The sequence below is a fragment of the Herbaspirillum robiniae genome (assembly GCF_002213415.1).
In the GTDB taxonomy this organism is placed as follows: domain Bacteria; phylum Pseudomonadota; class Gammaproteobacteria; order Burkholderiales; family Burkholderiaceae_D; genus Herbaspirillum; species Herbaspirillum robiniae.
In genome coordinates, this window is record NZ_NJGU01000006.1 from 402,723 (window position 1) to 428,670 (window position 25,948).

18 protein-coding genes and 1 other RNA gene are annotated in these 25,948 nt (G+C 64.8%); 6 read left to right on the forward strand and 13 right to left on the reverse strand.

Features of this window, described 5'->3' with window-relative positions:
* Window positions 1-209: 209 nt before the first annotated feature.
* The 6 genes from CEJ42_RS13280 to dnaE all read right to left on the reverse strand — a co-directional run bounded on the left by CEJ42_RS13280 (window position 210) and on the right by dnaE (window position 10,083).
* Window positions 210-1,316 (reverse strand): glycosyltransferase family 9 protein, encoded by a 1,107-nt coding sequence (locus tag CEJ42_RS13280; RefSeq protein WP_088751383.1) that lies wholly within the window; start codon window positions 1,314-1,316, stop codon window positions 210-212.
* Between the two features lie 71 nt (window positions 1,317-1,387).
* Window positions 1,388-2,368 (reverse strand): glycosyltransferase family 8 protein, encoded by a 981-nt coding sequence (locus tag CEJ42_RS13285; RefSeq protein ID WP_088751384.1) that lies wholly within the window; start codon window positions 2,366-2,368, stop codon window positions 1,388-1,390.
* The gene (locus CEJ42_RS13290) at window positions 2,365-3,471 is read right to left on the reverse strand and encodes a glycosyltransferase family 9 protein (RefSeq protein ID WP_088751385.1); all 1,107 of its coding nucleotides are present in this window, start codon (window positions 3,469-3,471) and stop codon (window positions 2,365-2,367) included. The genes CEJ42_RS13285 and CEJ42_RS13290 overlap by 4 nt, the downstream gene beginning before the upstream one ends.
* Window position 3,472: 1 nt before the next feature.
* Window positions 3,473-4,669 carry a glycosyltransferase family 9 protein gene (locus CEJ42_RS13295; protein WP_243397860.1) on the reverse strand — a complete coding sequence of 399 codons (1,197 nt, stop codon included), beginning with the start codon at window positions 4,667-4,669 and terminating at the stop codon, window positions 3,473-3,475.
* Window positions 4,670-4,697: 28 nt separating this feature from the next.
* Window positions 4,698-6,482 (reverse strand): lipid A export permease/ATP-binding protein MsbA, encoded by a 1,785-nt coding sequence (gene msbA, locus CEJ42_RS13300; protein WP_088751386.1) that lies wholly within the window; start codon window positions 6,480-6,482, stop codon window positions 4,698-4,700.
* Between the two features lie 142 nt (window positions 6,483-6,624).
* Window positions 6,625-10,083 carry a DNA polymerase III subunit alpha gene (gene dnaE, locus CEJ42_RS13305; RefSeq protein WP_079218585.1) on the reverse strand — a complete coding sequence of 1,153 codons (3,459 nt, stop codon included), beginning with the start codon at window positions 10,081-10,083 and terminating at the stop codon, window positions 6,625-6,627.
* Window positions 10,084-10,295: 212 nt separating this feature from the next.
* On the opposite strand from dnaE, the gene CEJ42_RS13310 reads away from it, so the two are divergent.
* Window positions 10,296-11,177, forward strand: coding sequence for a sulfurtransferase (locus CEJ42_RS13310; RefSeq protein ID WP_088751387.1), 882 nt, complete (start codon window positions 10,296-10,298; stop codon window positions 11,175-11,177).
* A 90-nt stretch (window positions 11,178-11,267) separates the two neighbouring features.
* Here the strand turns inward: CEJ42_RS13310 and CEJ42_RS13315 are convergent, their stop codons facing one another.
* Together CEJ42_RS13315 and CEJ42_RS13320 are read right to left on the reverse strand one after the other, a co-directional pair.
* Complete coding sequence (locus CEJ42_RS13315; protein WP_079218583.1) at window positions 11,268-11,843, reverse strand: flavodoxin family protein; 576 nt, start codon at window positions 11,841-11,843, stop codon at window positions 11,268-11,270.
* A 95-nt stretch (window positions 11,844-11,938) separates the two neighbouring features.
* Window positions 11,939-12,640, reverse strand: a complete 702-nt coding sequence (locus CEJ42_RS13320) for a pirin family protein (RefSeq protein ID WP_079218582.1) — start codon at window positions 12,638-12,640, stop codon at window positions 11,939-11,941.
* A 151-nt stretch (window positions 12,641-12,791) separates the two neighbouring features.
* On the opposite strand from CEJ42_RS13320, the gene CEJ42_RS13325 reads away from it, so the two are divergent.
* The gene (locus tag CEJ42_RS13325; protein WP_088751388.1) at window positions 12,792-13,730 is read left to right on the forward strand and encodes a LysR family transcriptional regulator; all 939 of its coding nucleotides are present in this window, start codon (window positions 12,792-12,794) and stop codon (window positions 13,728-13,730) included.
* Between the two features lie 2 nt (window positions 13,731-13,732).
* The gene (gluQRS, locus tag CEJ42_RS13330; protein ID WP_420840766.1) at window positions 13,733-14,614 is read left to right on the forward strand and encodes a tRNA glutamyl-Q(34) synthetase GluQRS; all 882 of its coding nucleotides are present in this window, start codon (window positions 13,733-13,735) and stop codon (window positions 14,612-14,614) included.
* Window positions 14,615-14,680: 66 nt separating this feature from the next.
* On the opposite strand, the gene CEJ42_RS13335 is transcribed toward gluQRS, so the two are convergent.
* Both CEJ42_RS13335 and CEJ42_RS13340 read right to left on the reverse strand, forming a co-directional pair.
* Window positions 14,681-16,147 (reverse strand): DEAD/DEAH box helicase, encoded by a 1,467-nt coding sequence (locus CEJ42_RS13335; protein WP_088751390.1) that lies wholly within the window; start codon window positions 16,145-16,147, stop codon window positions 14,681-14,683.
* 360 nt (window positions 16,148-16,507) lie between these two features.
* Entirely contained in the window at window positions 16,508-17,191 is a 684-nt protein-coding gene (locus tag CEJ42_RS13340) for a fumarylacetoacetate hydrolase family protein (protein WP_088751391.1), read from the reverse strand.
* A gap of 355 nt (window positions 17,192-17,546) precedes the next feature.
* On the opposite strand from CEJ42_RS13340, the gene CEJ42_RS13345 reads away from it, so the two are divergent.
* Entirely contained in the window at window positions 17,547-19,364 is a 1,818-nt protein-coding gene (locus CEJ42_RS13345; RefSeq protein ID WP_088751392.1) for a tetratricopeptide repeat protein, read from the forward strand.
* A gap of 227 nt (window positions 19,365-19,591) precedes the next feature.
* On the forward strand, window positions 19,592-21,406 hold the full coding sequence (locus CEJ42_RS13350; protein ID WP_088751393.1) for a glucokinase: 1,815 nt from the start codon (window positions 19,592-19,594) through the stop codon (window positions 21,404-21,406).
* A 30-nt stretch (window positions 21,407-21,436) separates the two neighbouring features.
* Here CEJ42_RS13350 and ffs read toward each other — a convergent pair.
* Window positions 21,437-21,535: signal recognition particle sRNA small type (gene ffs / locus CEJ42_RS13355), an RNA gene on the reverse strand.
* 128 nt (window positions 21,536-21,663) lie between these two features.
* Window positions 21,664-23,148 (reverse strand): 4-hydroxy-3-polyprenylbenzoate decarboxylase, encoded by a 1,485-nt coding sequence (gene ubiD, locus CEJ42_RS13360; RefSeq protein WP_088751394.1) that lies wholly within the window; start codon window positions 23,146-23,148, stop codon window positions 21,664-21,666.
* A gap of 463 nt (window positions 23,149-23,611) precedes the next feature.
* Between ubiD and CEJ42_RS13365 the strand changes: the two genes are divergently transcribed.
* Entirely contained in the window at window positions 23,612-24,604 is a 993-nt protein-coding gene (locus tag CEJ42_RS13365) for a lytic transglycosylase domain-containing protein (protein WP_079218574.1), read from the forward strand.
* 106 nt (window positions 24,605-24,710) lie between these two features.
* Here CEJ42_RS13365 and CEJ42_RS13370 read toward each other — a convergent pair whose 3' ends face one another.
* Window positions 24,711-25,889, reverse strand: coding sequence for a pyridoxal phosphate-dependent aminotransferase (locus CEJ42_RS13370; RefSeq protein ID WP_079218573.1), 1,179 nt, complete (start codon window positions 25,887-25,889; stop codon window positions 24,711-24,713).
* Between the last annotated feature and the right edge of the window lie 59 nt (window positions 25,890-25,948).

Below are 25,948 nucleotides of genomic sequence, written 5' to 3' on the forward strand. Positions count from 1 at the left end.
CCTTGTATCCACACGCGCTTGTATGTCGCCGTGCGCCTCGACGTAGTCTTCCGGACATCGTCGGCGGACGGCTGCTGCGTTGTGCGCTGCGAAGTATAACGGTTCGATATACGGCTGGCATGGCAATTTCACTCGCCGACCGGCGCTGTTGGAAAGCTGCGGCGAAAATCAAATGTTTCACTTGACAGCCGCGTGAGCCATGACCGATGTCACGCGTCGCGCGTCAGTACCTCCATCACGTCATCAACGGAGATTTCCGTCAGCCATCCTTTGCGCGTCTTTACACTCAGGACGGTGCTGTTGGCGGCATCGATCGGGGTCCATTCGGGACTGGTCTGGCGCATCAGCGCGACGACCGGGACATGCACCGCATTGGCCAGGTGCATGACCGCCGTCTCGACCGAGACAATCAGGCTGCACAAGCTCAAGACTGCCGGCAGCTGGAAGAAGTTCTCTTCAGCGCTGAAAAGCTGCAGTTTGCCGCTCTGGTCGGCGGCGATCACCGACCTGGCCTGCGCCAGCTTCTCCGGCACCACGTTGAGGATGAAGTGCGCGTCGCGCCATTTCTCCAGGCTGCGCATGCGTCCGGCGAGCTCCACCATGCGCTGCAAGGGCCAGCTGCGCTCCTCGGACTTCGAAAACGCGTTGAGAAATACCAGCGGCGCGTCGTCGGCCACACCCTGCGCGCGCAGATCCGCGCGTGCGCGCTGCTGCCATTGCGCGGAAACATCGAGATAGGGAAAGCGCTCCGACTCGGGTATGGCCATGCCGAACAGGCTCTCGAACCAGCCGGCGTAGATCGCGCTGATGTGTTGTCCTTGTCCGGTTGCGGCGTAGGCCGGAATGAAGGCGTCCAGCTTGCGGTAGGCCAGGTGCTTGCGGATGTCCAGCAGGCGTACGCGCTTCTTCTGCGCCACGATGAAGCCCTGCGGACTCAGCTTGCGCGCCAGTTCGGCGTACAGGTGCCGGCGCAGGACCGCGAACGAAACCACGATGGGATAGTGCTCTGCGCGCGCCTCGTCGATCGACTGCTTGTAGAGCTGCGGGCTGTAGGTCTGATCGTAAATCCTGTCGAACATCCCGCAGGCCTTGACCCAGTCATACAGCGCGTACTTGCGCAGGTGCTCCCATTGGGAGGCATCCGGGGTGCGCCGCACCTCGTCCACCCACAAATGCATGCGGATATGCGGAAACGCCCGCGCAAATGCGCGGAAACAGTTTTGCATATACGTGAAGTCGCCCAGCGCCAGATGCGCCACGAAGAGGATCTTGTCGGCTTTGCGAAGCAGCGCTGAGGGAATCAGTTGTTCGGCCATGTTTTTGCTTTCCGATCGCGCGGCCCATGCGCGCGAGTGATATGAATGTCGTCAGTACCGCGCCCGGCGGCTCACTTGCGCGCGCGCCGCACCATCAGGTAGCGCCAGTACCAGCGCAGGCTGTCGATGCGCTTGCCGCGCGCCCACTGGAAGCGCGAGTGCATGCGCAATTCCTTGTAGTTGGTCGGCTCCAGGTCGAGCGCCTGGTCGGACCAGCCCGACAAGGCATGGTACTTCTCGAACAGGAGCACCGAATCGTGCCCGCTCCACACGCCCCAGGGCTTGACCGAGCCGGCGAAGTGGATGAAGGTCGCGGCGCCGTCCGGAATGGCCAGCGCAGGCCGGTTGTTTTCGAGGTCGCCGACCAGGCCGTACAGGTAGTTCCAGCGGATGCCGACGAAACGCGCCCGGCCATCCAGCACGACGTTGAGCGCGTCCTGGTCCGGGAAGCGGAACTGTTCGCCATCCTTCAGGATCGCGTCGATGGTCTGCTGCGTGATGCCCGCCGCTATCCAGGCCGGAATGTTGATGTACAGCATGCCGGAGTTGAAGTAACGCGGATGCTTCAGCTTGAGCGCATCCACCCGGCGCCGCGTGGTGGCCTCGGCATCCGGCACGACGGCGGCGATGTCGCCGCTCAGGTCGAGTTGCGCCAGCTCGTCGATATTGCCCACGCACAGTATGTCGGCGTCCAGGTAGAGCACCCGGTCCGTGTACGACTTGAGGATGTCGGGAATCACCAGCCGCGCGAAAATGGCGGACGAATAATAGGAAGACTTGGTGTACTGCTCGAAGCGCGAAAACAGCGAGGCGTCGAGCAGATGCAAATGCGTGGAGACCTGCCGGCCATTGGCCAGCGCCGCGAAGCGCCGGCGGTTGTCGTCCGACACCTTGGTCGCCAGGACATGGAACGCGAAATTGCGCGCGGGATTGTTGGCGACGATGGACGCGATGGTCGCGCCCATGCAGCGAAAATACCGGTCGTCCACGCAGAACACCACATGAAAGGCGTCCGCCGCGGGCGCCGCCCCGGCTTGCATGGTTTCATTCATGGCAGTACCTCCATCACTTGCTGCACGTCGATGGCGTCGACCCAGTCGCCGCGCCGGGCGGCCATGATCACCGTGCTGTGCTCGCGGTCGATCGGCGCCCACTCGGGGTTCTTGCGGCGCATGAGCGCCACCACCGGCACCTTCACGGCATTGGCCAGGTGCATGACGGCGGTCTCCACGGAAATGATCAGGTCGGCGCGCTGCAACAGCGCCGGCAGCTGGAAGAAGCTCTGCTGCGCGCTGAACCAGTGCGTATTGGGCGGCAGGCGGTCGGCGATCTGCGCCTTGGCATGCTCGATCTCCTGCGGCGTGGCGTTGATCACGAAGGTGGTCGTGCGCCATTCCTCCTTCTGCTGCAGGGCGACGATCAGGTCGGCGACCTTGGCCACGGGCCAGCAACGTTTCTTTGTCTTGGCGAAGGGATTGATGAACACCAGTCCGGGCCGCCCGTCGGCAGCCTGCACGGCCACGCCCCATTGGGCGAGCTGGTCCGCCGCCGCCTGTTGCCATTGCGGCGCGATGTCGACGAAAGGATAGCGCGCCGCGCCCTCGACCCGCAACCCCGACAGCTGGCCGAACCAGTCGGCGTAGACATCGGTGATGTGATAGCCGGCAAACGACGAGAACGGGGCGAACGATGCGTCCAGCTTGCGGTAGGCCAGGAAATCCCCCGGCGCATACCAGCGCGTCTTGCCGCGCATGCCGACCACCCAGGCGTCCGGGCCGCCGGCGTCGCGCGCCAGGCGCGCATATTGCGCCGGCCGCAGCGTGGCCAGCGACACCACCAGCGGATACTGCTCGGCGCGCGCTTCGGCGATTGACTCGGCCAGCAGCTGCGGGCTGTAGGTGCGGCGATAGACCTTGGCGAAGAACGGGCAATTCTCGGCCCAGTCGTACAGCGCATAGTTCTTCAGGTAGCCCCACTTGGCCTGGTCGTTGGTGCGCCGGACCTCGTCGATCCAGATGTGCACCTTGAGGTGCGGGTGCGCCTCGGCGAAAGCCTTGAAGAAATTCTGCAGATAGGTGAAGTCGCCTATCGCAAGGTGGGCGATAAAGAGGATCTTGTCGGCCGCCGCCAGGCGCTGTGGAGGAAGGAGCTGCATCTCAGCCGGCCATCCGGGCAAGTTGACCGGGAGTAAAGCGCGGCGCGCTGCCCATGGGCATCTGCAAGAACTCCATCACCGTATCGACGCTGATCTTGTTGATCCAGTCGTCCTTCTCCGGGGTGTAGACGATGTTGGTGTTGGCGGCATCGATCGGCGCCCATTCCGGGTTGATCTGGCGCATCATCGCCACCACCGGCACCCGCACCGCATTGGCCAGATGCATGATGGAGGTCTCGACGGTGATGATCAGGTCGCTCTGCTCCAGCATGGCCGGCAGCTGGAAGAAGTGGTCGTGCGCGCTGAACAGCCGCACGCGCGGCACGCCCGCGGTCTGCACGTCGCGCTGGGTGCTGTCCCACAGCTCGGGCATGGTGTTGATGACGAAATCGGCGTCGGCCCACTTGGGATCGGCCTGCATGCGGCGCACCAGCTCGGTCACGTTCGACACCGGCCAGGAGCGCTCGGGAGGCTTGGCGAAGGCGTTGAGGAACACCAGCGCGCGAGTGCGGCCGGCCTTGGCCGCGATGCCCCACTCCTGCAACTGGCGCACGGCGCCATCCTTCCATTGCTGCGGCACGTCCATGGTCGGGATGCGCTTTTCATGCGGCACCTGGATGCCGAACAGGCTGGTGAACCAGTTGGCGTAGACGTCGCTCACATGCAGGGTCTTGTCGTGCGAATACACGGGGATGGTGCCGTCCAGCGCGCCATAGATCAGGTGCTTGCGGAAATCGTAGAAACGCACGCGCTTGGTCATGGCGACGGCGAAGCCCTTGCGGCTGATCTTGCGCACCATCTGGGCATACATCGGACGGCGCGCCAGGCCGAACGACACCACGACCGGGTAGTCCTCCTTCTGGGCCTCGCGGATCGATTCGCGCAGCACGAAGGGGCTGTAGGTCTTGGTGTAGAGCTTGTCGAACATCGGGCAGGTCTGCAGCCAGTCGAACACGACGTAGTTCTTCAGGTGCTTCCACTGCCGGAAATCATAGGTACGGCGCACCTCGTCCACCCACAGGTGGATCTTGATGTGCGGGTAGGCTTCGGCGAAGGCCTTGAAGCAAGCCTGCATGTAGGTGAAATCGCCCAGCGCGAGGTGGGCGACGAACAGGATCTTGTCTGCCTTTTCCAGCAACTCGGCCGGCACGATCTGGTTCAGCTTGGGCAGTGATCCTGCATCGATCTGTTTGGTCATGCTTTTTCTTCTGATATGCGCTCGTGGTTCAGAGCAGTTTCTTCAATTGCTGCAGCTTGGCTTCGTCCTGCTCGGTTCCTTCGCCCGAGAACTGGAGGTGATACAGCTTGGCGTAGGCGCCGTTCTTGTCCAGCAGCTCCTGGTGCGAGCCGACCTCGACCACCTGGCCGGCCGACAGCACCACGATGCGGTCGGCGCGCTCCACCGTCGACAGGCGGTGCGCGATGACGAAGGTGGTGCGGCCTTCCATCAGCCAGTCCAGCGCGGCCTGGACAGCGCGCTCGGATTCGGTGTCGAGCGCCGAGGTGGCCTCGTCGAGAATCAGGATGGGCGCATTCTTGTAGATCGCGCGGGCGATCGCCAGGCGCTGGCGCTGGCCGCCGGACAGGCGCGAGCCGTTGTCGCCGACCACGGTGTGGATGCCCTCGTGCAGTTCCTTCATCAGGTCGCCCAGATGGGCCGCGTCGAGCGCCGCCTCGACCTTGGCCAGGTCAGGATCCGGATCGCCGTAGGCGACGTTGTCGATGATGGTGCCGTTGAACAGCACCACGTTCTGGCTGACCATGGCGATCTGCTGGCGCAGGCTGCGCAGGGAAATGTCGTCGATGGACTCGCCGTCCAGCAGGATCTGTCCGGCGGTGGCCGAATAGAAACCCGGGATCATGTTCACCAGCGTCGACTTGCCGCCGCCGGACATGCCCACGAAGGCGATCGTCTCGCCGGCATTCACGCTCAGGTTCACATGATCCAGCGCCAGCTGGTCGCGCTCGGGGTAGCTGAAGCACAGGTCCACCAGGTCGATCTTGCCGGCGGCGCGCTTTTCCAGCGCGCGGCCGCCGGTGCGTTCGGTCGGCATGTCGATCAGGTTGAACACCGCCTCGGCGGCGGCCATGCCGCGCTGCAAGGGGCCGTTGACTTCAGCCAGCTGCTTGAGCGGGGTGAGCAGCATCAGCATGGCGGTGATGAAGGACACGAAGCCGCCCACGGTGATCTGGCCGTTGCCCGACTGGATCAGCGCCATGACGATGACGATGGCCACCGCCGAGGCGGTCATGAACTGCGTGATGGGCACGGTCGACGAGAAGGTCTTGGTCATGCGCATGGTGTAGCGGCGCAGGTTTTCCGAGTTCTCGTGGAAGCGCCGCTTTTCAAACTCCTGGCCGCCGAAGATCTTGATGACCTGCTGGGCGCGGGTCGATTCCTCGATCACCTGGGTCAGCTCGGCGTTCACCCGCAGCGAATCCTGGTTCAGCTTCTTCAGGTTGCGGCTGGTGAAGCGCACCACGATGGCCAGCAGCGGCAGCAGGATCAGCGTGACGATGGTCAGCACCCAGTTCAGGTAGAGCAGCCAGGCCAAAAGGCCCAGCACGGTCAGCGCCGAGCGGATGATGGAGGTGAAGATGCGGGTCACCATGTCGGTGATGCCCTGCACTTCGAACATGATGGAGTTGATCACCTTGCCGACGCTGTTGGTGGCGTAGAAGGCCAGTGGGAAATCCAGCATGCGGGCAAACATCTGGCCGCGCACTTCGTTGAGGATGCGCGTGGTCACCCAGGTCATCAGATAGCTGCTGGCGAAGGTCGATGCGCCGCGAATGACGAAGATCCCGATCACCGCCACCGGCACCAGCCACAGCGAGAACGTCGGCTTGCCGACGAAGCCCTTGTCCAGCAACACCTGGAAGATGTAGGGAACGACCGGTTCGGTGCCCGCAGTCACGGCCATGGCGATGAACGCCAGCAGCAGGCGCCAGCGGTATGGCTTGTGCATGTGCAGCAGGCGGATGAAATACGGCGAGATGTTCAGTTTCATTCTGTTATTCCAAAAGCGGGCGTCTTGTCGGACGCGCCCGCATCATTGCATCACGGCCTGCCCTTCCCGACAGGCCTTCCGATTGGCCAAACCCGCGATTTTACCGCTGCAGCGCAAAAAACCCGGGCCAAAGGCGGACGAATCAGTATTCGACCACCACCGCTTCCTTGCCGAACGACGCCACCAGCGAGCTCTGCAGGCTGTCGCTGGGGTTGACGCGCCAGGCGTCGCCGAGCATGACCTCGCAGCCGGCGTCGGCCTGCAGGTAGCGCATCACGAACGGCAGCCCCTGCTCCTGGCGGTGCGACGACAGCGTGTCGCGCAGCAGGTTGGCGTCGACCGCCTTGTTGATCTGCACCACCATGCGCACGCCATACTGGATACGCGCGGCGCCGAGGTCCATGACCTTTTCGGCCGACACGCGCAGGCCGCCGTTGAAGCGGTCTTCCGATACCCGCCCCTGCACCACCAGCAGTTCGTCTTCCTTGATCAGGTGCTTGAAGGGTTCGAACACTTCGTTGTAGATCGATGCCTCGATCACGCCGGTGCCGTCATCCAGCGTGCAGATCACCAGCTTGCCGCGCTGGGTCATCTGCACCCGCACGCCGGTGATGATGCCGGCCAGGCTGCGCGGCTCGCGCGAGGGTTCCAGGCTGGAGATCTTGGTGCGCACGAAGCGGCGCACTTCCTTCTCGTAAGCGGAGAACAGGTGGCCGGACAGGTAGAAGCCCAGCGCGCCCTTCTCTTCGGTCAGGCGCTGCTTGTCGCTCCAGGGTGTGACCTGCACGTATTCCAGCGGCGCTTCAAGGTCGCTGTCGTCGCCGCCGAAGAGGCTGACCTGGTTGGCCGACTTCTCCGCCTGCTCGGCGCTTTCCCAGGCCAGGCCGACCGAGGCTTGCAGGATCGCGCGGTCGACCTTGAAGCAGTCGAAGGCGCCGGCGCGGATCAGCGAGTCGATGGTGCGGCGGTTGATCTGTTTCTTGTCGACCCGCTTGGCGAAGTCGAACAGGTCCTTGAACGGGCCGCTCTTGCGCGCCTCGATGATCGATTCGATGGCGTTCTGGCCGGCGCCCTTGACCGCGCCCAGGCCGTAGCGGATCTGCGTGGCCTTCTTGCCCGGCTCGCCCACCGGCATGAAGCGGTAGTCGGACTGGTTGATGTCCGGCGGCAGGATGGTCAGCTTGCAGATGTCGAGTGCGTCCTCGATCAGGATCTTGACCTTGTCGGTGTCTTCCATGGCCAGCGACAAGTTGGCTGCCATGAACGCGGCGGGATGGTGTGCCTTCAGGTAGGCGGTGTAGTACGACAGCAGCGCGTAGGCGGCGGCGTGCGACTTGTTGAAGCCGTAGCCCGCGAACTTCTCCATCAAGTCGAAGATCTCGTCGGCCTTCTCGGTCGACAGGCCGTTCTTGGCGGCGCCCTCGCGGAACAGCTCGCGGTGCTTGGCCATTTCTTCGGCCTTCTTCTTGCCCATCGCGCGACGCAGCAAGTCGGCGCCGCCCAGCGAGTAGCCGCCGATCACCTGCGCCATCTGCATCACCTGCTCCTGATACACCATGATGCCGTAGGTCTCGGAGAGAATGCCTTCGGTACGCGGGTCAGGATAGTCGAAGGCCTCACCGTGCTTGCGCTTGCAGAAGTCGGGGATCAGGTCCATCGGGCCCGGGCGGTACAGCGCCACCAGCGCGATGATGTCCTCGAAGCGGTCGGGCCGCGCATCCTTCAGCATGCCCTGCATGCCGCGGCTTTCAAGCTGGAACACGGCGACCGTCTTGGCCTTGGTCAGCAGCTCGTAGGACGCTCGGTCGTTCAGCGGCAGCGTCTCCAGCTCGAAGCCGGCGTTGGCCGGGTCGAGCATGCGGATGTAGCGCACCGCGCGGTCGAGGATGGTCAGCGTGGTCAGGCCCAGGAAGTCGAACTTCACCAGGCCCACGGCCTCCACGTCGTCCTTGTCGTATTGCGACACCACGCCGGCGTCGCCGCCCTGCGTGTACAGCGGGCAGAAGTCGGTCAGCTTGCCGGGCGCGATCAGCACGCCGCCGGCGTGCATGCCGATGTTGCGAGCGATGCCTTCGACCTGCTGGGCCAGGCCCATCAGCTGCTTCACTTCTTCTTCGTTTTCCAGCCGCTCTTTCAGCAGCGGCTCTTCCTCGATGGCGTCGGCCAGCGTGACCAGCTTGCCGGGCTTGAACGGGATCAGCTTGGAGATGCCGTCGCAGAAGTTGTAACCCAAATCCAGCACGCGGCCCACGTCGCGCACCGCGCCCTTGGCGGCCATGGTGCCGAAGGTGGCGATCTGCGAGACCGCCTCCTTGCCGTAGCGGTCCTTCACGTACTGGATGACGCGGTCGCGGCCTTCCTGGCAGAAGTCGATGTCGAAGTCGGGCATCGAAACGCGTTCAGGGTTCAGGAAGCGCTCGAACAGCAGGTTGTAGCGCAGCGGATCCAGGTCGGTGATCAGCAGGCAATACGCCACCAGCGAGCCGGCGCCGGAACCCCGGCCGGGGCCGACCGGCACGCCGTTGTTCTTGGCCCACTGGATGAAGTCGGCCACGATCAGGAAGTAGCCCGGGAACTTCATCTTGATGATGGTGTTGTTCTCGAACTCCAGGCGCGCCTCATAGCGCGGCCTTTGCTTCTCGCGCTCGGCCTCGTCGGGGAACAGGTGCTTCAGGCGCTCCACCAGGCCGGCCTTGGTCTGGGCCACCAGGAAGTCGTCGATGGTCATGCCGTCCGGCGTGGGGAAGTCCGGCAGTTGCGGCTTGCCCAGCTGCAGCACCAGGTTGCAGCGCTTGGCGATCTCGACGCTGTTGGCGATGGCGCCCGGCAGGTCGGCGAACAGCTCGGCCATCTCGGCCTGCGACTTGAAGTATTGCTGGTCGTTGAAGCGGCGCACGCGGCGGGCGTTGGCCATGATCTCGCCTTCGGCGATGCAGGTGCGCGCCTCGTGGGCGATGAATTCTTCGGCGCTCTGGAACTGGATCGGGTGCGTGGCCACGCTGGGCAGGCCGAGCCTGGCGCCCAGCGCCACGGTCTGGCGCACCTGGATTTCCATGTTGGCCTGGCCGGCGCGCTGCAGCTCGAGGTAGTAGGAGCCGGGGAAGATCTCGCTCCAGCGGCGCGCGCATTCCTCGGCCAGCGCCATGTTGCCGTTGTCGATGGCCTGGCCGACGTCGCCCAGCGAGGCGCCCGAGAGCGCGATCAGGCCGTTGCCGCCCTCCTGGCGACGCAGCGCGTCCAGCCATTCGATGCGCACTTCGGCGCGGCCCTTGTACTGGTTGCTCAGCCAGGCTTCGGACAGCAGCTCGCACAGCTGCAGGTAGCCGTGGCGGTTCTTGATCAGCACCAGGAGGCGGAACGGCTTTTCGCGGTCGGCGTCGTTGGTGATCCAGAGGTCGCAGCCGGCGATGGGTTTCACGCCCTTGCCGCGCGCTTCCTTGTAGAAGCGCACCATGCAGAACAGGTTGGCGAGGTCGGTGACCGCCATGGCGGCCTGGCCATCCTTGGCGGCGGCCTTGACGATGTCGTCGATGCGCACGAGGCCGTCGACGATGGAGTACTCCGAATGCATCCGGAGGTGTACGAATTGCGGTGTAGTCATGGGGCCACATTTTACCGGAGGTTGGGATGCGAACCGGTCCCGATTAGCCGCTTTTTACCGATGGCTGAAGACGCTTGACAAGCCGTCGCCCCACCCTGTCCGCCGCCCGCTTGGACTGTGCTTGATCTGCATCAGAGAAGGGCCGATTAGCTGCGAAGACCGGCCCCGCGCGTATATAATGCTGACAATTCAAAGACTTAGAGCAAAGAACCATGCAGTCCCCGGATACACCCTACGTCAATATCGCCGCCTACAAATTCATCAGCTTCGACGACACCGCCGACAAGCGCGCCGAATTCCTGGATATTTGCCAAAAGAACAACCTGCGCGGCACCGTGCTGCTCACGCCGGAAGGCATCAACATGTTCCTGGCCGGCCTGCGTCACGAGATCGACGCCTACCTGGCCTGGCTGCGCGCCGATCCGCGCTTCGCCGACATCATCGTCAAGGAAAGCTACTCCGAGAAGCAACCCTTCACCCGCATGCTGGTCAAGCTCAAGGCCGAGATCATCACGATGAAGCACCCGCTGATCAAGCCGGAGGAAGGCCGCGCGCCCTTCGTCGAGCCCAAGGACCTGAAGCGCTGGCTGGACCAGGGCCATGACGACAACGGCAAACCGGTCGTCATGGTGGACACCCGCAACGGCTTCGAGGTCGACGTCGGCACCTTCGACAACACGGTGGACTACCGCATCGCCAAGTTCACCGAGTTTCCCCAGGTCATCGCCGACCACAAGGCCGACTTTGACGGCAAGACCGTGGTCACCTTCTGCACCGGCGGCATCCGCTGCGAAAAGGCCGCGATCCACATGCAGAACATCGGCTACGACAGCGTCTACCAGCTCGAAGGCGGCATCCTCAAGTATTTTGAAGAAGTCGGCGGCGCCCATTACAACGGCGACTGCTTCGTGTTCGACTACCGCACCGCGCTGAGCCCGGACCTGAAGGAAAGCCAGACCGCGCAATGCTTCGCCTGCCGCGCCGTGGTCACGCCGCGCGAGCAGCTGTCGCCGGATTATGTGCCGGGCAAGTCCTGCCCGCACTGCGCGCCCAGGCAGCGCGCCGCGGCCGACGACGTGGCCGCACAGGCTTGATCCGGGGGCGAGTCATCCGCCGCGCCCCAGCCGCAATGAAAAAAGCCCACCATCCGGTGGGCTTTTTTTACGTCCTTGGAATCCTGGGGCTTATTTCTTGAAGCGAATCGCGGTTTCCACGACGCGCTTGCCGAACAGCTTGGCGGTTTCCAGGTCGCCCGGCAGCGGGCCTTCTTCCGGCGAGGAGTCCGACGGGCTTTGCGCCATCAGGCCCGAGAAGGAGCCGACGAAGTTGATGTCATTGCGCTGCGCGGCCTTGCTGTTGGCGGGCATCAGACCGGTGCCGACCCACACCATGCTGTGCTGCATGCCCAGCGTGAACAGGTAGTGCAGGGTCGACAGCTTGTCGCCGTTCATGGTCGCCGAGTTGGTGAAGGCGGCGCCGACCTTGTCTTTCCACTTCTGGCCGAACCAGGGCTTGGAGGAGGCGTCGGCGAACTTCTTGAATTGCCAGGACACGGTGCCCATGTAGGTCGGCGAGCCGAAGATGATGGCGTCGGCCGCATCCAGCGTCGCCCAGTCGGCGTCGGTGATGTTGCCTTCGGCGTTGATGGCGATCAGCTCGACGCTGGCGCCGGCGACCGATGCGGCGCCGGCCTGTACGGCTTCAGCCTGCTTCTTGGTGTGGCCGTAGCCGGAGTGGTAGACGATGGCGACTTTGCTCATGGCGGTGTTCCTTCTCTAGAGATTGACGAGGTTGAAAAAGACCGCCGGTGTGATCGGTACCGGCGGGTGCTGCGGATTTCAATAAACGATACGGCTCAGTGCGGCAGGTCGAACAGCAGGACCTCGGCCTTGTCGCCGCCGCTGATCTCGACCTTGTCGATCGCGGCCAGCTGCAGCGCGTCGCCGGCTTGCAGCGCCTGGCCGTTGACGCTGACCGAACCGCGGGCCACGTGCACATAGCCCAGGCGACCTTCCGGCAGCGTGTAGCTGGCGCTTTGCTCGCCGTCGAACAGGCCCGCGTAGAGCTGGGCGTCCTGGTTCATGCTGACCGAACCGTCGCGGCCGTCGCGGGAGGCCACCAGGCGCAGCCGGCCATCCTTGTCGGCGGCCGAGAAGTGGGCCTCCTGGTAACCCGGCTCGGCGCCGGCGCGATCCGGCATGATCCAGATCTGCAGGAAGTGCGTGGTGCCGTCCTGCGAGTGGTTGTACTCGGAGTGGCGCACGCCGGTGCCGGCGCTCATGCGCTGCACGTCACCCGGGCGGATCACGCTGCCGTTGCCCATGCTGTCCTTGTGGGCCAGTTCGCCTTCCAGCACGTAGGAAATGATCTCCATGTCGCGATGGCCGTGGGTGCCGAAACCCTGGCCGGCGGCCACGCGGTCTTCGTTGATCACCCGCAGCGGGCCAAAGCCCATGTGCTTCGGATCATAGTAGTCGGCGAAGGAGAAGCTGTGGTACGAATCCAGCCAACCATGGTTGGCGTGGCCACGATCGTTCGCTTTGCGCAGTTGCATCATGTCAACACCTCTTTCTTCAAGTGACGTACGACTCGGAAGTGATTCGTACAAATTGTTTGTCGATGTCGTCACTATAGGCACTATCTTTTTCCGATATAAGGCCTAAAATCCGTAGGGTTCATTCAAAAAATTTAAACAAGCCGGAGCCGACTTGAACCTGACCCTGGAATCGCTGCTGATCCTCGACATGATCGACCGCAAAGGCAGCTTTGCCGCCGCCGCCGTGGCGCTGGACCGCGTCCCCTCGGCGCTGACCTACAGCGTGCGCAAACTGGAAGACGACCTCGATGTCCTGCTGTTCGACCGCCGCGGCCACCGCGCCCAGCTGACCCCGGCCGGGCAGCAGCTGCTGCAGGAGGGCCGCCACCTGCTGCTGGCGGCCAGCGACCTGGAGCAGCGCGTCAAACGCACCGCCACCGGGCGCGAGACCGAACTGCACATCGTGCTCAACAGCCTGATTCCCTTCGGCAAGATCCTGCCCATCATCGAAGCCTTCGACCGCGAACAGTCCGGCACCCGCCTGCGCTTCACGCCCGGGGTGCTGACCGGCGCCTGGGAAAAGCTGATCGAGGGCCGCGCCAACCTGGTCATCGGCGTGACGCTGGACGGCCCGGAGGTGGTACGCACCAGCGGGCGCTTCCAGATGCAGGAGCTGGGCACGGTGGACTGGGTGTTCGCCGTGGCGCCCCACCATCCGCTGGCCGATGCGCCCGAGCCGCTGTCGGCCGAACTGGTGCGCTCGCACCGGGCGGTGGCCGTGGGCGACAACAGCCAGTCGCTGCCCACGCTGACCATGGGCCTGCTGTCGGGCCAGGAGACCCTGACGGTGGCCACCGTGGCCGACAAACTGGAAGCGCAACTGGCCGGGCTGGGCTGCGGCCACCTGCCGCGCATCTGGGCCGAGCCCTATCTCGCCAGCGGCGCGCTGGTCGAAAAGCAGACGCTGGCCTCCAAACCCAACGACAACTTCATGGTGGCCTGGCCCAAGGCAGAACAGGGCAAGTCGCTGAAATGGTTCATCCATCACCTGAGCCAGCCGCAAGTGCGGCACTCGCTGATCGGCCCGGTCGCGGCGAACCTGCAGGCATGAGCATGGCGGCGGACTACATCGGCCGTTTCGCGCCCTCGCCCTCCGGCCCCCTGCACGCGGGGTCGCTGGTCGCGGCCCTGGCCAGCTACCTGGATGCGCGCGTGCACGGCGGACGCTGGCTGCTGCGCATCGAAGACATCGACGAAACCCGCACCGTGCCGGGCGCGGCCGACGCCATCGTCGCCGCGCTGGCGGCGCTGGACATGCGCTCCGACGGCCCGGTGCTGGTGCAAAGCCAGCGCAAGCATCGCTACCAGGCCGCGCGCGACCGGCTGGGCGCGCTGGCCTACCCCTGCGGCTGCAGCCGCAAGGAAATCGCCGACTCGCGCGTGGGCACCGCCAGCGACGGCGCAGCCATCTATCCCGGCACCTGCCGCCACGGCCTGGCGCCGGGCAAGGTGGCGCGCACCTTGCGAATGCAGGTGCCCGACGCCGGCAGCGAAGGCGAACTGGTGCGCTTCGACGACCGCTGGCTGGGACCGCAATCGCAACACCTGGCCGCGGAAGCGGGCGACTTCGTCCTGCAGCGCGCCGACGGTTTCTGGGCCTACCAGTTGGCGGTGGTGGTGGACGACGCCGACCAGGGCGTGACCGACATCGTGCGCGGCGCCGACCTGCTGGACTCGACCGCGCGCCAGATCTACCTGCAGCGTCAGCTGGGCTATGCGACGCCGCGCTACCTGCATGTGCCGCTGCTGACCAACGCGGCGGGAGAGAAATTCTCCAAGCAGAACGGCGCGCAGGCGCTCGATCTTTCACAACCGTTGGAAGAGCTGCGCCGCGCCGCCCACTTCCTCGGCATCGACGCCGGCGCGGCGCGCGACCGCGAGGCCTTCTGGACGCTGTCGCTGGCGGCCTGGGATGCGCGCTTCGGCGCCGGATGAGACGCAGCGATGCCCCAATAAAAAAGCCCGCTGGATGCGGGCTTTTTTATTGCGGGTGCGGAAGGCTCAACGCTTGGGCATGCCGCCCAGCAGCGCCGCCACCTTGGGCTTGGCGCGGTTGGACTTGGCCAGCTCCGGCTTGGTCGACACCACTTCGCCGGAGGTCGGCTCGTAGGGCTTGAGGAACCAGGGATCGACCTTGTCGCGACGCGGCGACGGCGCGCTGCCGTCACGGCTGCGGCTGCTGCGTTCGCTGCGCTCTCCACGTTCACCGCCACGGTCGCTGCGCTCGGTGCGGTCACCCCGCTCACCACGTTCGGAACGCTCCGCGCGCTCATGGCGAACGCGGGGGGCGAAGCCGTCCAGCGCGGCGCGCTCGAATTTCTTCTTGATCAGCTTTTCGATGTCGGTCAGCAGGCGCTCGTCCTTGTCGCAGAACAGCGAGATGGCGTCGCCGGAGGCGCCGGCGCGGCCGGTGCGGCCGATGCGGTGCACGTAGTCTTCGGCGTTGTACGGCAGGTCGTAGTTGATCACGCAGGGCAGCTCGGCGATGTCCAGGCCGCGCGCTGCGACGTCGGTGGCGACCAGCACTTCGATCTGGCCTTGCTTGAAGGCTTCCAGCGCGGCCATGCGTTCGCCCTGGGTCTTGTCGCCGTGGATGGCGGAGGCGTTGATGCCTTCGGCAAGCAGCGTGCGCGCCAGGCGCGAGGCGCCGATCTTGGTGTTGGAGAAGACGATCACCTGCTTCAGCTGGCGCTGGCGGATGATGTAGGCGACGGCGTCGGCCTTGGCCGACTCGTCGACCTTGTAGATGGCCTGGGTCACGGTCTCGGCGGTGGCGTTGCTGCGCGCCACTTCGATGGTGACCGGGTTGTTCTGGAAGCTGGCGGCCAGCTTCTTGATCTCGGGCGAGAAGGTGGCCGAGAACATCAGGTTCTGGCGCTGCTTGGGCAGCAGGTTGATGATGCGCTGCAGGTCCGGCAGGAAGCCCATGTCGAGCATGCGGTCGGCCTCGTCCATCACCAAGATCTGGGTCTGGCCCAGGTTCACGGTCTTTTGCTGCACGTGGTCCAGCAGGCGGCCCGGGGTGGCGATCACGATCTCGACGCCGGCGCGCAGCGCCGCGGTCTGCGGCGCCATGTCGACGCCGCCGAAGACCACCGTGGCGCGCAGCGGCGTGAAGCGCGAGTATGCCTTGACGTTGTCGGCGACCTGGTCGGCCAGTTCTCGGGTGGGCGTCAGGATCAGCGCGCGCACCGGGTGCCGCGCGGGCGAAGCGCTGTGGCTGGCGTGGGCCAGCAGGCGCTGGATGATCGGCAACGAGAAACCGGCGGTCTTGCCGGTGCCGGTCTGGGCGGCGCCCATGACATCGCGCCCCTGCAGGACCACGGGAATCGCCTGGGCCTGGATCGGGGTGGGATGGACGTAGCCTTGCTCGGCCAGCGCCTTGAGGATGTCGGGCGAGAGGCCGAAATCTTCAAAACGGACGGCGGGTGCAGCCGGTGCTGCGGACGCGGACGTGGTGTCGGACATGGTTTATTGCGAACGGTGCGACAGCGCCGCGGCAGCCGCCAGGCGGCTCCGGTGCATGGGGTGCATGCGCACGGGTTCAGTTGCTTTCAGTGTTGAAGTATTACGCAAGGAGCGACCGATCTGCCCGACCGCCCGCTTCGGATGATGCAAGGAATTGCTGACCGGGCCGGCTGAAGCGATTGCCCGGAAGCCAGCTATTATACGCCGCATCGCAGCGGCCTTCATGACAGTTTGGTGTCCGGGCCATGCCGGGCGCGGGAAATGCCGCCAAAATGGCACGGATCCGGGCGCCAACGCTGTCTTTTTGATATCGGCCGCAGGCACCGTCCCGACCGGGATGCGGCGCCCGCCACGCCGCTATCAGCCGATGGTGATGTTGATGTCCGGCAAGCCTTCCACATGGCCTTGCAGCCGGTCGCCCTTGACCACGGCGCCCACGCCTTCCGGAGTGCCGGTGAAGATCAGGTCGCCCGGGAACAGCTCGACCAGGCCCGACAGGTAGGAAATGGTCTCGGCCACGCTCCAGATCAGGTCCGACAGGTCGCCTTCCTGGCGCAGTTCGCCGTTGACCTTGAGCCACACCGGGCCCTTGGCCGGATGGCCGGCCTGGGCCACCGGCACGATGGGCGCGCACGGCGCGGACTGGTCGAAGCCCTTGGCCATGTCCCAGGGGCGGCCCATCTTCTTGGCCTGGGCCTGGATGTCGCGACGGGTCATGTCAAGGCCGACGGCATAGCCGTACACCAGCTCCAGCGCCTTTTCCACCGGAATATCGCGGCCGCCGCCGCTGAGCGCCACCACCATCTCGATCTCGTGGTGATAGTCGGCCGTGGCCGCCGGATACGGCACCACGGAGTCGGTCGGGACGATGGCGTCGGCCGGCTTGGTGAAGAAGAACGGCGGTTCGCGGTCGGGATCGTGGCCCATCTCGCGGGCGTGGGCGGCGTAGTTGCGGCCGACGCAATAGATGCGGCGCACCGGGAAAGGATTGCCGCCGACCACGGGAATGGTGGTCTGGGCTGGCGCGGGGATGGCGAAACTCATCGGGAAGACTCCGTAGTGGATGAAAGCCGGTTGGCCGGCCGGTTATGGCGTTGATGGCTTGCGGCACTGCGGCGGGCGACGCGCGCCCCACTTCGCATGTGCAGGCGGCAAGTTTAAAAGAAAAGCCGCACTCCCGCTTGGCCGGCCCGGTTCGGCCGATGCTGGGCCCGGCGACGGAGCCGCGGCGCGAAGCGCAGCATGGGGCGGGGCGAAGATATAGGCGGCAATTCCGCCTGTAATCCGCTGGATAAAACAGCGCGAATTTGGGACACTTGCGGCATGACAAAGCGCGGCCCGCCGCAGATTCCGGACGGATCGCTTTTTCCCAACCCAGCAGAACAAGACTTTCCTACCCATGCGTCAGCAAGCAAATGCCGCCACCATCCTGTTGCAACAGGCCCTGGCGCTGCATCAGAAGGGCCAGATGGCGCCCGCAGAAGAACTGTACAAGAAGGCGCTGGCCAAGTCGCCCGAGCATTTCGAGACCAATTACCTGTACGGCATGCTCAAGCTGCACCAGGAGGACTGGCAGACGGCGGCGCAGCAGCTGGGGAAGGCGATCGAACTCAATCCCGGCCACATCGATACCTATTTCGATCACGCCACCGCCCTGCAAAAGCTCGGGCGTCATGAAGAAGCCATCCGCAGCCTGGACCGCGCCATCGCGCTCAAGCCCGATTTCGCCGAAGCCCTGCTCCAGCGCGGCAACAGCCAGCGCCAGACCGGCCGCACCCAGGCGGCGCTGGACAGCTTCCAGCGCGCGCTGGCCATCGACGCCGACAATGCCAACGCCTGGTTCCAGCGCGGCAACGTCAAGCACGACCTGAAGCAATACGCCGAAGCGCGGGACAGCTACCGCAAGGCGGTCGAGCTGCGTCCTGACTTCGCCGAGGCCTGGTTCAACCTGGGCAACACGCTCAAGGACCTGGAGCAGCCCGAACAGGCGCTCGAGGCTTACGACCATGCCCTGGAGATCGAGCCCGACTTCGCACAGGCGCTGACCAACCGCGGCTATGTGCTGTTCCTGATGAAGCGCTCCGAAGACGCCCTGGAGAGCTACGACCGCGCCAGCCTGCTGGACGACGCATCTTCCGAACTCTGGTTCAACCGCGGCTCGACGCTGGAAGACCTGCAGCGCTTCGACGAAGCCATCGCCAGCTACCAGCGCGCGCAGCAGATCGATCCCGATGCCGCCTCGCCGCACTGGAACGAAAGCCTGACCCGCCTGCTGCTGGGCGATTTCGAGACCGGCTGGCAGAAATACGAATGGCGCTGGGCGACCGAGCAGATGCGCGATTTCGTGCGCCGACTGCCGCAGCCCTTGTGGCTGGGCAAGGAATCGCTGCAGGGCAAGACCATCCTGCTGCATTCCGAACAGGGTTTCGGCGACACGCTGCAGTTCGCCCGTTTCGTGCCGCTGCTGGCAGCTCAGGGCGCGCGCGTGATCCTTGAGGTGCAGCCCTCGCTGAAGAACCTGATGGCCAACCTGCCCGGCGTGAGCCAGGTCATCACCAGCAGCGACTATCCGCGTCCCCAGTTCGACCTGCATTGCCCGCTGATGAGCCTGCCGCTGGCGTGCGGCGTGACCGGCGACGAGGACATCCCGCGCGCGCCCTATCTCGCCGCCGAGCCGAAGAAATGGGGCGAATGGTATCGCCGCATGCCGCAAAACCGCGCGCTGCGCGTGGGCCTGGTGTGGTCGGGCAATCCGCGCGCCAACAACGCGGCGGCCAATCGCATCGATTCGCTGCGCTCCATGCCCTTCGAGACGCTGGCGCCCATCGTCGAGCTGGCGCGCGACCAGGGCGGCGTCGAGTTCTACTCGCTGCAGGTCGGCGACAACGCGGCGGCCCAATTGCGTCGCCATCCGCTGGCGGCCTACGTCACAGATTACTCCGCCGAACTGCGCGACTTCTCCGAGACCGCCGGCCTGATCGCCAACCTCGACCTGGTGATTTCGGTGGATACCTCGGTGTGCCATCTGGCCGGCGCCATCGGCAAGCCGGTCTGGCTGCTCAACCGCTTCAATACCTGCTGGCGCTGGCAGCTGGAGCGCACCGACACACCCTGGTACCAGAACTTCACGATCTTCCGCCAGAGCGTGCAGGGCGACTGGAGCGACGTGATCGCCCAGATGCGCGAGGCGCTGTCGGCGCACCTGGCCGGCGAATAAGCCGACGCGCGCGCAGGCCCCGGGCCGGGTTGCCGTCAAGGCAATCCGGCTTTTTCATACGGGAAGAGGATGCAAGCTCATCCATGGCGCCAGTCATCGGAACCTGGCACGCCCTCTTCCCTCATAGCATGTAGGGAAGCTTCATCAGCCCGCCCATCCCTGACTACAACATGCCTGCACGCCACGCAATCCGGCAGGCAGCGCAAAGGACAAAAAGGACAACAGGAATGCAGACCGGCGACCAGAACAGCAGCACCATCCACACCGGCGGCGCCGACCACGCGGACGGACCGCGCCTTTTGGCCGACATCGGCGGCACCAACGCGCGCTTCGCGCTGGAGCCGGGCCCCGGCCGCATCGAGCAGATCAAGACCCTGCCCGCCGCCGAGTACAAGGAATTCACCGACGCCGTACAGGCTTACCTGCGACTGGCGGGCAATCCGCCGGTGCGGCACGCGGTAGTCGACATCGCCAATCCGGTGCAGGGCGACCAGATCAAGATGACCAACCACGACTGGGCGTTTTCCATCGAGGCCGCGCGCCAGCTGCTGGGCTTCGACACCTTGCTGGTGGTCAACGATTTCACCGCGCTGTCGATGGCGGTGCCGCAGCTGAAACCGGCCGACCTGTGGCAGATCGGCGGCGGACAACCCGAAGCGGAACAGCCGATCGGCCTGGTGGGCGCCGGCACCGGCCTGGGCGTGGGCGGGCTGGTGCGCGGCGGCGGTCGCTGGCTGCCGCTGGCCAGCGAAGGCGGACACGTCGCCTTCGCGCCGGCCAACCCGCGCGAGGCCGCGGTGCTGCAATACGGCTGGCAAAGCCATGAGCACCTGTCGGCCGAGCGCCTGGTCTCGGGCCCTGGGCTGGAGATGATCCACCGCGCACTGCTGGCCATCGACGGCCATCCCGCCGAAGAACTCAAGGCCGCGCAGATCGTGGAGCGCGGCCTGCAGCAGGGCGACGCCATCTGCAAGGAAACGGTCGACCTGTTCTGCAGCATGCTGGGCACCGTGGCCGCCGACCTGGCGCTGACGCTGGGCGCGCTGGGCGGCATCTATATCGGCGGCGGCGTGGTGCCGCACCTGGGCGACTACTTCGGACGCTCGCCGTTTCGCGCTCGCTTCGAGAACAAGGGACGCATGTCGGTACTGACCCGGAAGATCCCGACCTACGTCATCACCGCCGACTACCCCGCCTTCATCGGCGTGTCGGCCATCCTCGATGAAAAGCTCGGCGCCGGCGGCGTCCCCATCCTCGAACGCATCCGCAGGATGCAAGCCGATTTCTCGCCGGCCGAAGAGCGCGTGGCGGCGCTGGTGCTGGCGCATCCGCGCGTGGTCGCGGGCGAACCGATCTCGGCCATCGCGCGCCGCGCCAAGGTCAGCCAGCCCACCGTGATCCGCTTTTGCCGCAGCATGGGTTGCGAAGGACTGGCCGACTTCAAGCTCAAGCTGGCCTCGGGCGTGACGGGCAACCTGCCGGTCGCCCACAGCACGGTGCAGGAAGACGATGCGCCGCTGGACGTGGCGGCCAAGGTGGCCGACAACACGATTGCCGCCATCCTCGAGCTGCGCGACACAATCAACGCCGACACGCTCACGCGCGTGGTCGACGAGTTGAACCGGGCCGCGCGCGTCGAGCTCTACGGCTTCGGCAGCTGCGGCACGGTGGCCGAGGACGCGCAACAAAAGCTGTTCAGCCTGGGCCTGGCCTGCGCCGCCTACGTCGACCCGCAGTTGCAGGAAGTCTCGGCATCGCGCCTGAAGGCGGGCGACGCCGCCGTGTTCATTTCGGATTCGGGAAAGCTGGGGCACCTGTCGCGCGCAATGGAGCTGGCGCTGGAATCGGGCGCGACCGTCATCGCGCTGGCGCCGGCGCAGTCACAGCTGGCCAGGCGCGCGCATCACGCGCTGGCGGTGGAACACGACGAAGACACGGCCACGCAGATGCCGATGCTCTCGCGCACGCTGTTCCTGCTGGTGGTGGACATGCTGGTGGTGAGCCTGTCGCTGCAACGCGCGACCGGCGATGACGCTGCCTGAGGAAGGGAAAACTTCAGGGAAGAAAAAGAGAGAGGCGAGCCTTGTCTGCGGCACTTGCGGGAAATGGCTGTGGCTGCTTCGTTCCCGACCTGACCAGGTTGACCATGCCACAATGCGCAGGGGCCCGCCGGCGCAAATTGTACCGCATTTCACGCTGCCCCGGCCAGAGAATTCACGCCGGCGCCCGCCGCAATGAAAAAGCCGCGCAATTGTTTACACAATTTGCGCGGCTTTTTTTTGTCCATCGCCTCAACGCATCAGATGCCCAATTGGGACCAGATGTCGTCAACGCGGCGCTTGACCTCGTCGCTCATCGCAATCGGCGTGCCCCACTCGCGGCTGGTTTCGCCCGGCCACTTGTTGGTGGCGTCGATCCCCATCTTGCTGCCCAGCCCGCTGATGGGCGAAGCGAAGTCGAGATAGTCGATCGGCGTGTTGTCCACCATGACCGTGTCGCGCACCGGATCGACGCGGGTCGTGATGGCCCAGATCACTTCCTTCCAGTCGCGGATGTCGACATCCTCATCCACCACCACGATGAACTTGGTGTACATGAACTGGCGCAGGAAACTCCACACCCCGAACATCACGCGCTTGGCATGGCCGGCATAGGACTTCCTCATCTGCACCACCGCCATGCGGTAACTGCAACCTTCGGGCGGCAGGTAGAAATCGGTGATCTCGGAGAACTGCTTCTGCAGCAGCGGCACGAACACTTCGTTCAGCGCCACGCCCAGCACGGCCGGCTCGTCGGGCGGCTTGCCGGTGTAGGTCGAGTGATAGATCGGGTCGCGCCGCATGGTGATGCGGTCGATGGTGAAGACCGGGAACCAGTCCTGCTCATTGTAGTAACCGGTATGGTCGCCGTACGGACCTTCCAGCGCATGCTCGTAGCCGGACGGATGATTTTCGTCGGGATAGATATGCCCTTCCAGCACGATCTCGGCCGAGGCCGGCACGCGCAGCTCGCTGCCCATGGCCTTGACCAGCTCGGTGCGGCTGCCGCGCAGCAGGCCGGCGAACTGGTATTCGGACAGGCTGTCAGGCACCGGCGTCACCGCTCCTAATATAGTAGCGGGATCGGCGCCGAGGGCGACGGCCACCGGATAAGGCTTGCCAGGATTGGCGATGCAGTGCTCGCGGAAATCCAGCGCGCCGCCGCGATGCGCGAGCCAGCGCATGATGACCTTGTTCGGCCCCAGCACCTGCTGGCGATAGATGCCCAGGTTCTGGCGCTTCTTGTTGGGTCCCTTGGTGATCACCAGGCCCCATGTAATAAGAGGCGCGACGTCGCCCGGCCAGCAATGCTGGATCGGCAGGCGCGACAGGTCGACGTCCTTGCCCTCCCACACCACGTCTTGGCAGGGAGCGGAACTGCGCTCCTTGGGCGCCATGTCCCACAGCGACTTGACCATCGAGCCCAGGCCCAGCACATCCTTGAAGCCCTTGGGCGGTTCCGGCTCCTTGAGCTTGGCCAGGAGGTGGCCGATGCGGCGCAGCTCGGCCGTATCCTCGGCGCCCATGCCCAGCGCGACGCGGCGCGGGATACCGAAAAGATTCGCTAAAACCGGGATATTTTTCTGGTCGACGCGCTCAAAAAGGAGCGCCGGACCTTCCGCCCGAAGGGTGCGGTCGCAGATCTCGGTCATCTCCAGATGCGAAGAAACCGGAATGGATACGCGCTTCAGCTCACCATTTTGTTGCAACTGAGAAATAAAATCGCGCAGATCCGTGTATTTCATACTTTTTAACAAATTTCTTTTTGCATCACAGCCGGATCAGGTATCCCCGGCAAACGCTTGATTCTATTGATTTTTGAAGGAAGGCCACGACCAATATGATACACAAAAGTTATAAAGACAAAGTTCAATAGTATTGACTCGATATAAAGTGGCTTCTACAATGCGCCCACCCTAACCGAAGGGTAGAGCTTAAAGAAGCTCATCGAGGCTTGAAACAAAGATAACAAGCCGCAAGGTATCCAGGGCCACGGGGGCCCAGCAACTTAAGAAGTGTCATCCAAGGCGTCAGCCTTACCCCCCGAACACCGCCATCCGTCGGCAGGGCCAGCAGGCCTCGCGGATGGCCTTGCCGTAACGCCTTGCGACGGTAACGTAATTGATTGCAGCAGCGCCAGTCCAGTTCTCCGGTCTTCACTTCTTGGCCGGCGAGCCCTGTCTTTGCCGCAATAACGCAGGAGGTTCAATGTCCAACCAAGCTACCGAGGCGCCTTTAGCAGGCACCCCGCAGATGGTTCGCCGCGTCGCCTTCCGGATCTCGTCCGGCAATGCACGCATTGGTCAATTTTTCAGCATCGCCCACCGCGCTCTGACGGTACTCGGCGTTGCCGCCCTGTTCGTACTGGGCCTGATGTTCTTCAACCCGGACCTGGCCGACAAGCTGATCAGCATGTCGCCGTTTTCGGACTCGACGGATGAAATGGCCGCCGACGCACCGGAAGCCCCGCCGCTGGCCGAGCTGATGTCGCCGGCCATGCCGGTGGCAACCGTGCCGGCCATCGCCGGCGCCGCTGCGGCGGCGTCCGTGGCGCCCGCCGCCACCCCGCAGCTGAGCGCGGAAGAGCGCCAGCTGCTGGGCACGCCGCGCCAGCAGAAGCTGGTCACCGACTGGCTGGCCAAGCGCTATCGCGTGGCCAGCGACGCGGCCGACATGCTGGTCTCGGCCGCTTACCTGACGGCGCGCGACATCAAGCTCGACCCGCTGCTGATCCTGTCGGTGATCGCCATCGAGTCGCGCTTCAATCCGTTCGCGGAAAGCCCAATGGGCGCGCAAGGCCTGATGCAGGTGATGTCCAAGGTGCACCATGACAAGTTCCAGGACCTGGGCGGCATCAAGGCAGCCCTGAATCCGGTGGCCAATATCCGCGTCGGTTCGCAGATCCTGAAGGAATACGTGACCCGCGGCGGTTCAGTCGAAGCGGGCCTGAAGACCTACGTCGGCGCGGCCGAAATGGCCAACGACGGCGGCTACGGCGTGAAGGTGCTGTCCGAGTACCAGAACCTGAAGCAGGTGGCGATGGGCAAGAACATCTCGATCTACACCAACGCCATGATCAAGCTGCCGCCGGCGGCCCCGGCCGTGTCGGCCAGCGCCGCGCAGCCCAAGCCGGCCAGCAACAACGTGGCCTCGGCGACGCCCGCCAAGCCCAAGACGGAAGAACAACTCGCTGCTTTATGAGCGTGTTGCGATTGAATATTACCGGTATTCAAAACGCAAAAAAGGAGCCTTCGGGCTCCTTTTTCTTTTCAGGGCTTCCTGCCGCAAGCCCTGTCAGACAAGGCGCTCAGGCCGCCTTGCGCTTGTCGAAGAAGACCTTCAGGCGCGCCACCGCCTCCTGCAGGTTTTCCATCGACGTGGCATACGACAGGCGGATGTAGCGGCGCGCCGTGAACGGGCCGAAATCCAGGCCCGGCACCAGCACCACGCCGGCCTCGTTGAGCATGTCGACGGTGAGCTGGTCGGCGTCATCGGACAGCGCGCTGCAATCCGCGTATACATAGAAGGCCCCGTCCGGCACCACCGGCACGGTGAAGCCCAGGCTTTCCAGCGCCGGGACGATGTAGTCGCGGCGGCGCTTGAACTCGGCCTTGCGCTCTTCGTAGATGGCGATCGACTCCGGCGCGAAACAGGCCACGCCCGCATGCTGCGCGATCGAAGAGGCGCAGATGAACAGGTTCTGCGCCAGCTTCTCGATCTGCGGCACCAGCGCCGGCGGCAGCACCAGCCAGCCCAGGCGCCAGCCGGTCATGTTGAAGTACTTGGAGAAGCTGTTGATCACCACCACATCCTCGCCCAGCGACAGCGCCGAGAACGGCGCGCCTTCATATGACAGGCCCTGGTAGATCTCGTCGACGATGGTGAAGCCGCGGCGTTCGCGCACCTCGGCGACGATGGCGCGCAACTCCTCGGGCAGGATGGAAGTGCCGGTCGGGTTCGACGGCGAGGCCAGCAGCACGCCGCGCGTGGCCGCCGACCAGTGCTCGCGCACCATTTGCGCCGACAGCTGGAAGCGATGCTCGGGACCGCTGGCGATCAGCCTGGCCTGGCCTTCGAAGGCTGCCACGAAATGGCGGTTGCACGGATAGCTGGGGTCCGGCATCAGCACTTGCGCCCCCTTTTCCACCAGCGCCGCGCATGCGAGCAACAATGCCGCCGACGCGCCGGCCGTGACCACGATGCGCGAAGGCGCGATGTCGAGTCCGTAGACGCTGCGGTAATGGTCGGAGATCGCCTGGCGCAGCTGCGGCAGGCCGGTGGCCGAGGTGTATTGCATCTTGCCGTCGGCCATGGCGCGCGTGGCCGCCTCCACCACGGCCGGCGGCGCGGTGAAATCGGGCTCGCCGATCCCCATGTGGATGATGTGACGCCCCTGCTGCTCCAGCACGGCGGCCTTCTTGGCCAGCTCCATGACGTGGAAGGGGGCGATGTTCTGCAGGCGGGATGCGAGTTCGTTCAGTTGCATGACGGATCCGGAAGATCGGCGCATGCGGGCGACGCTGCGCCGGGATGGAAATGAGACGG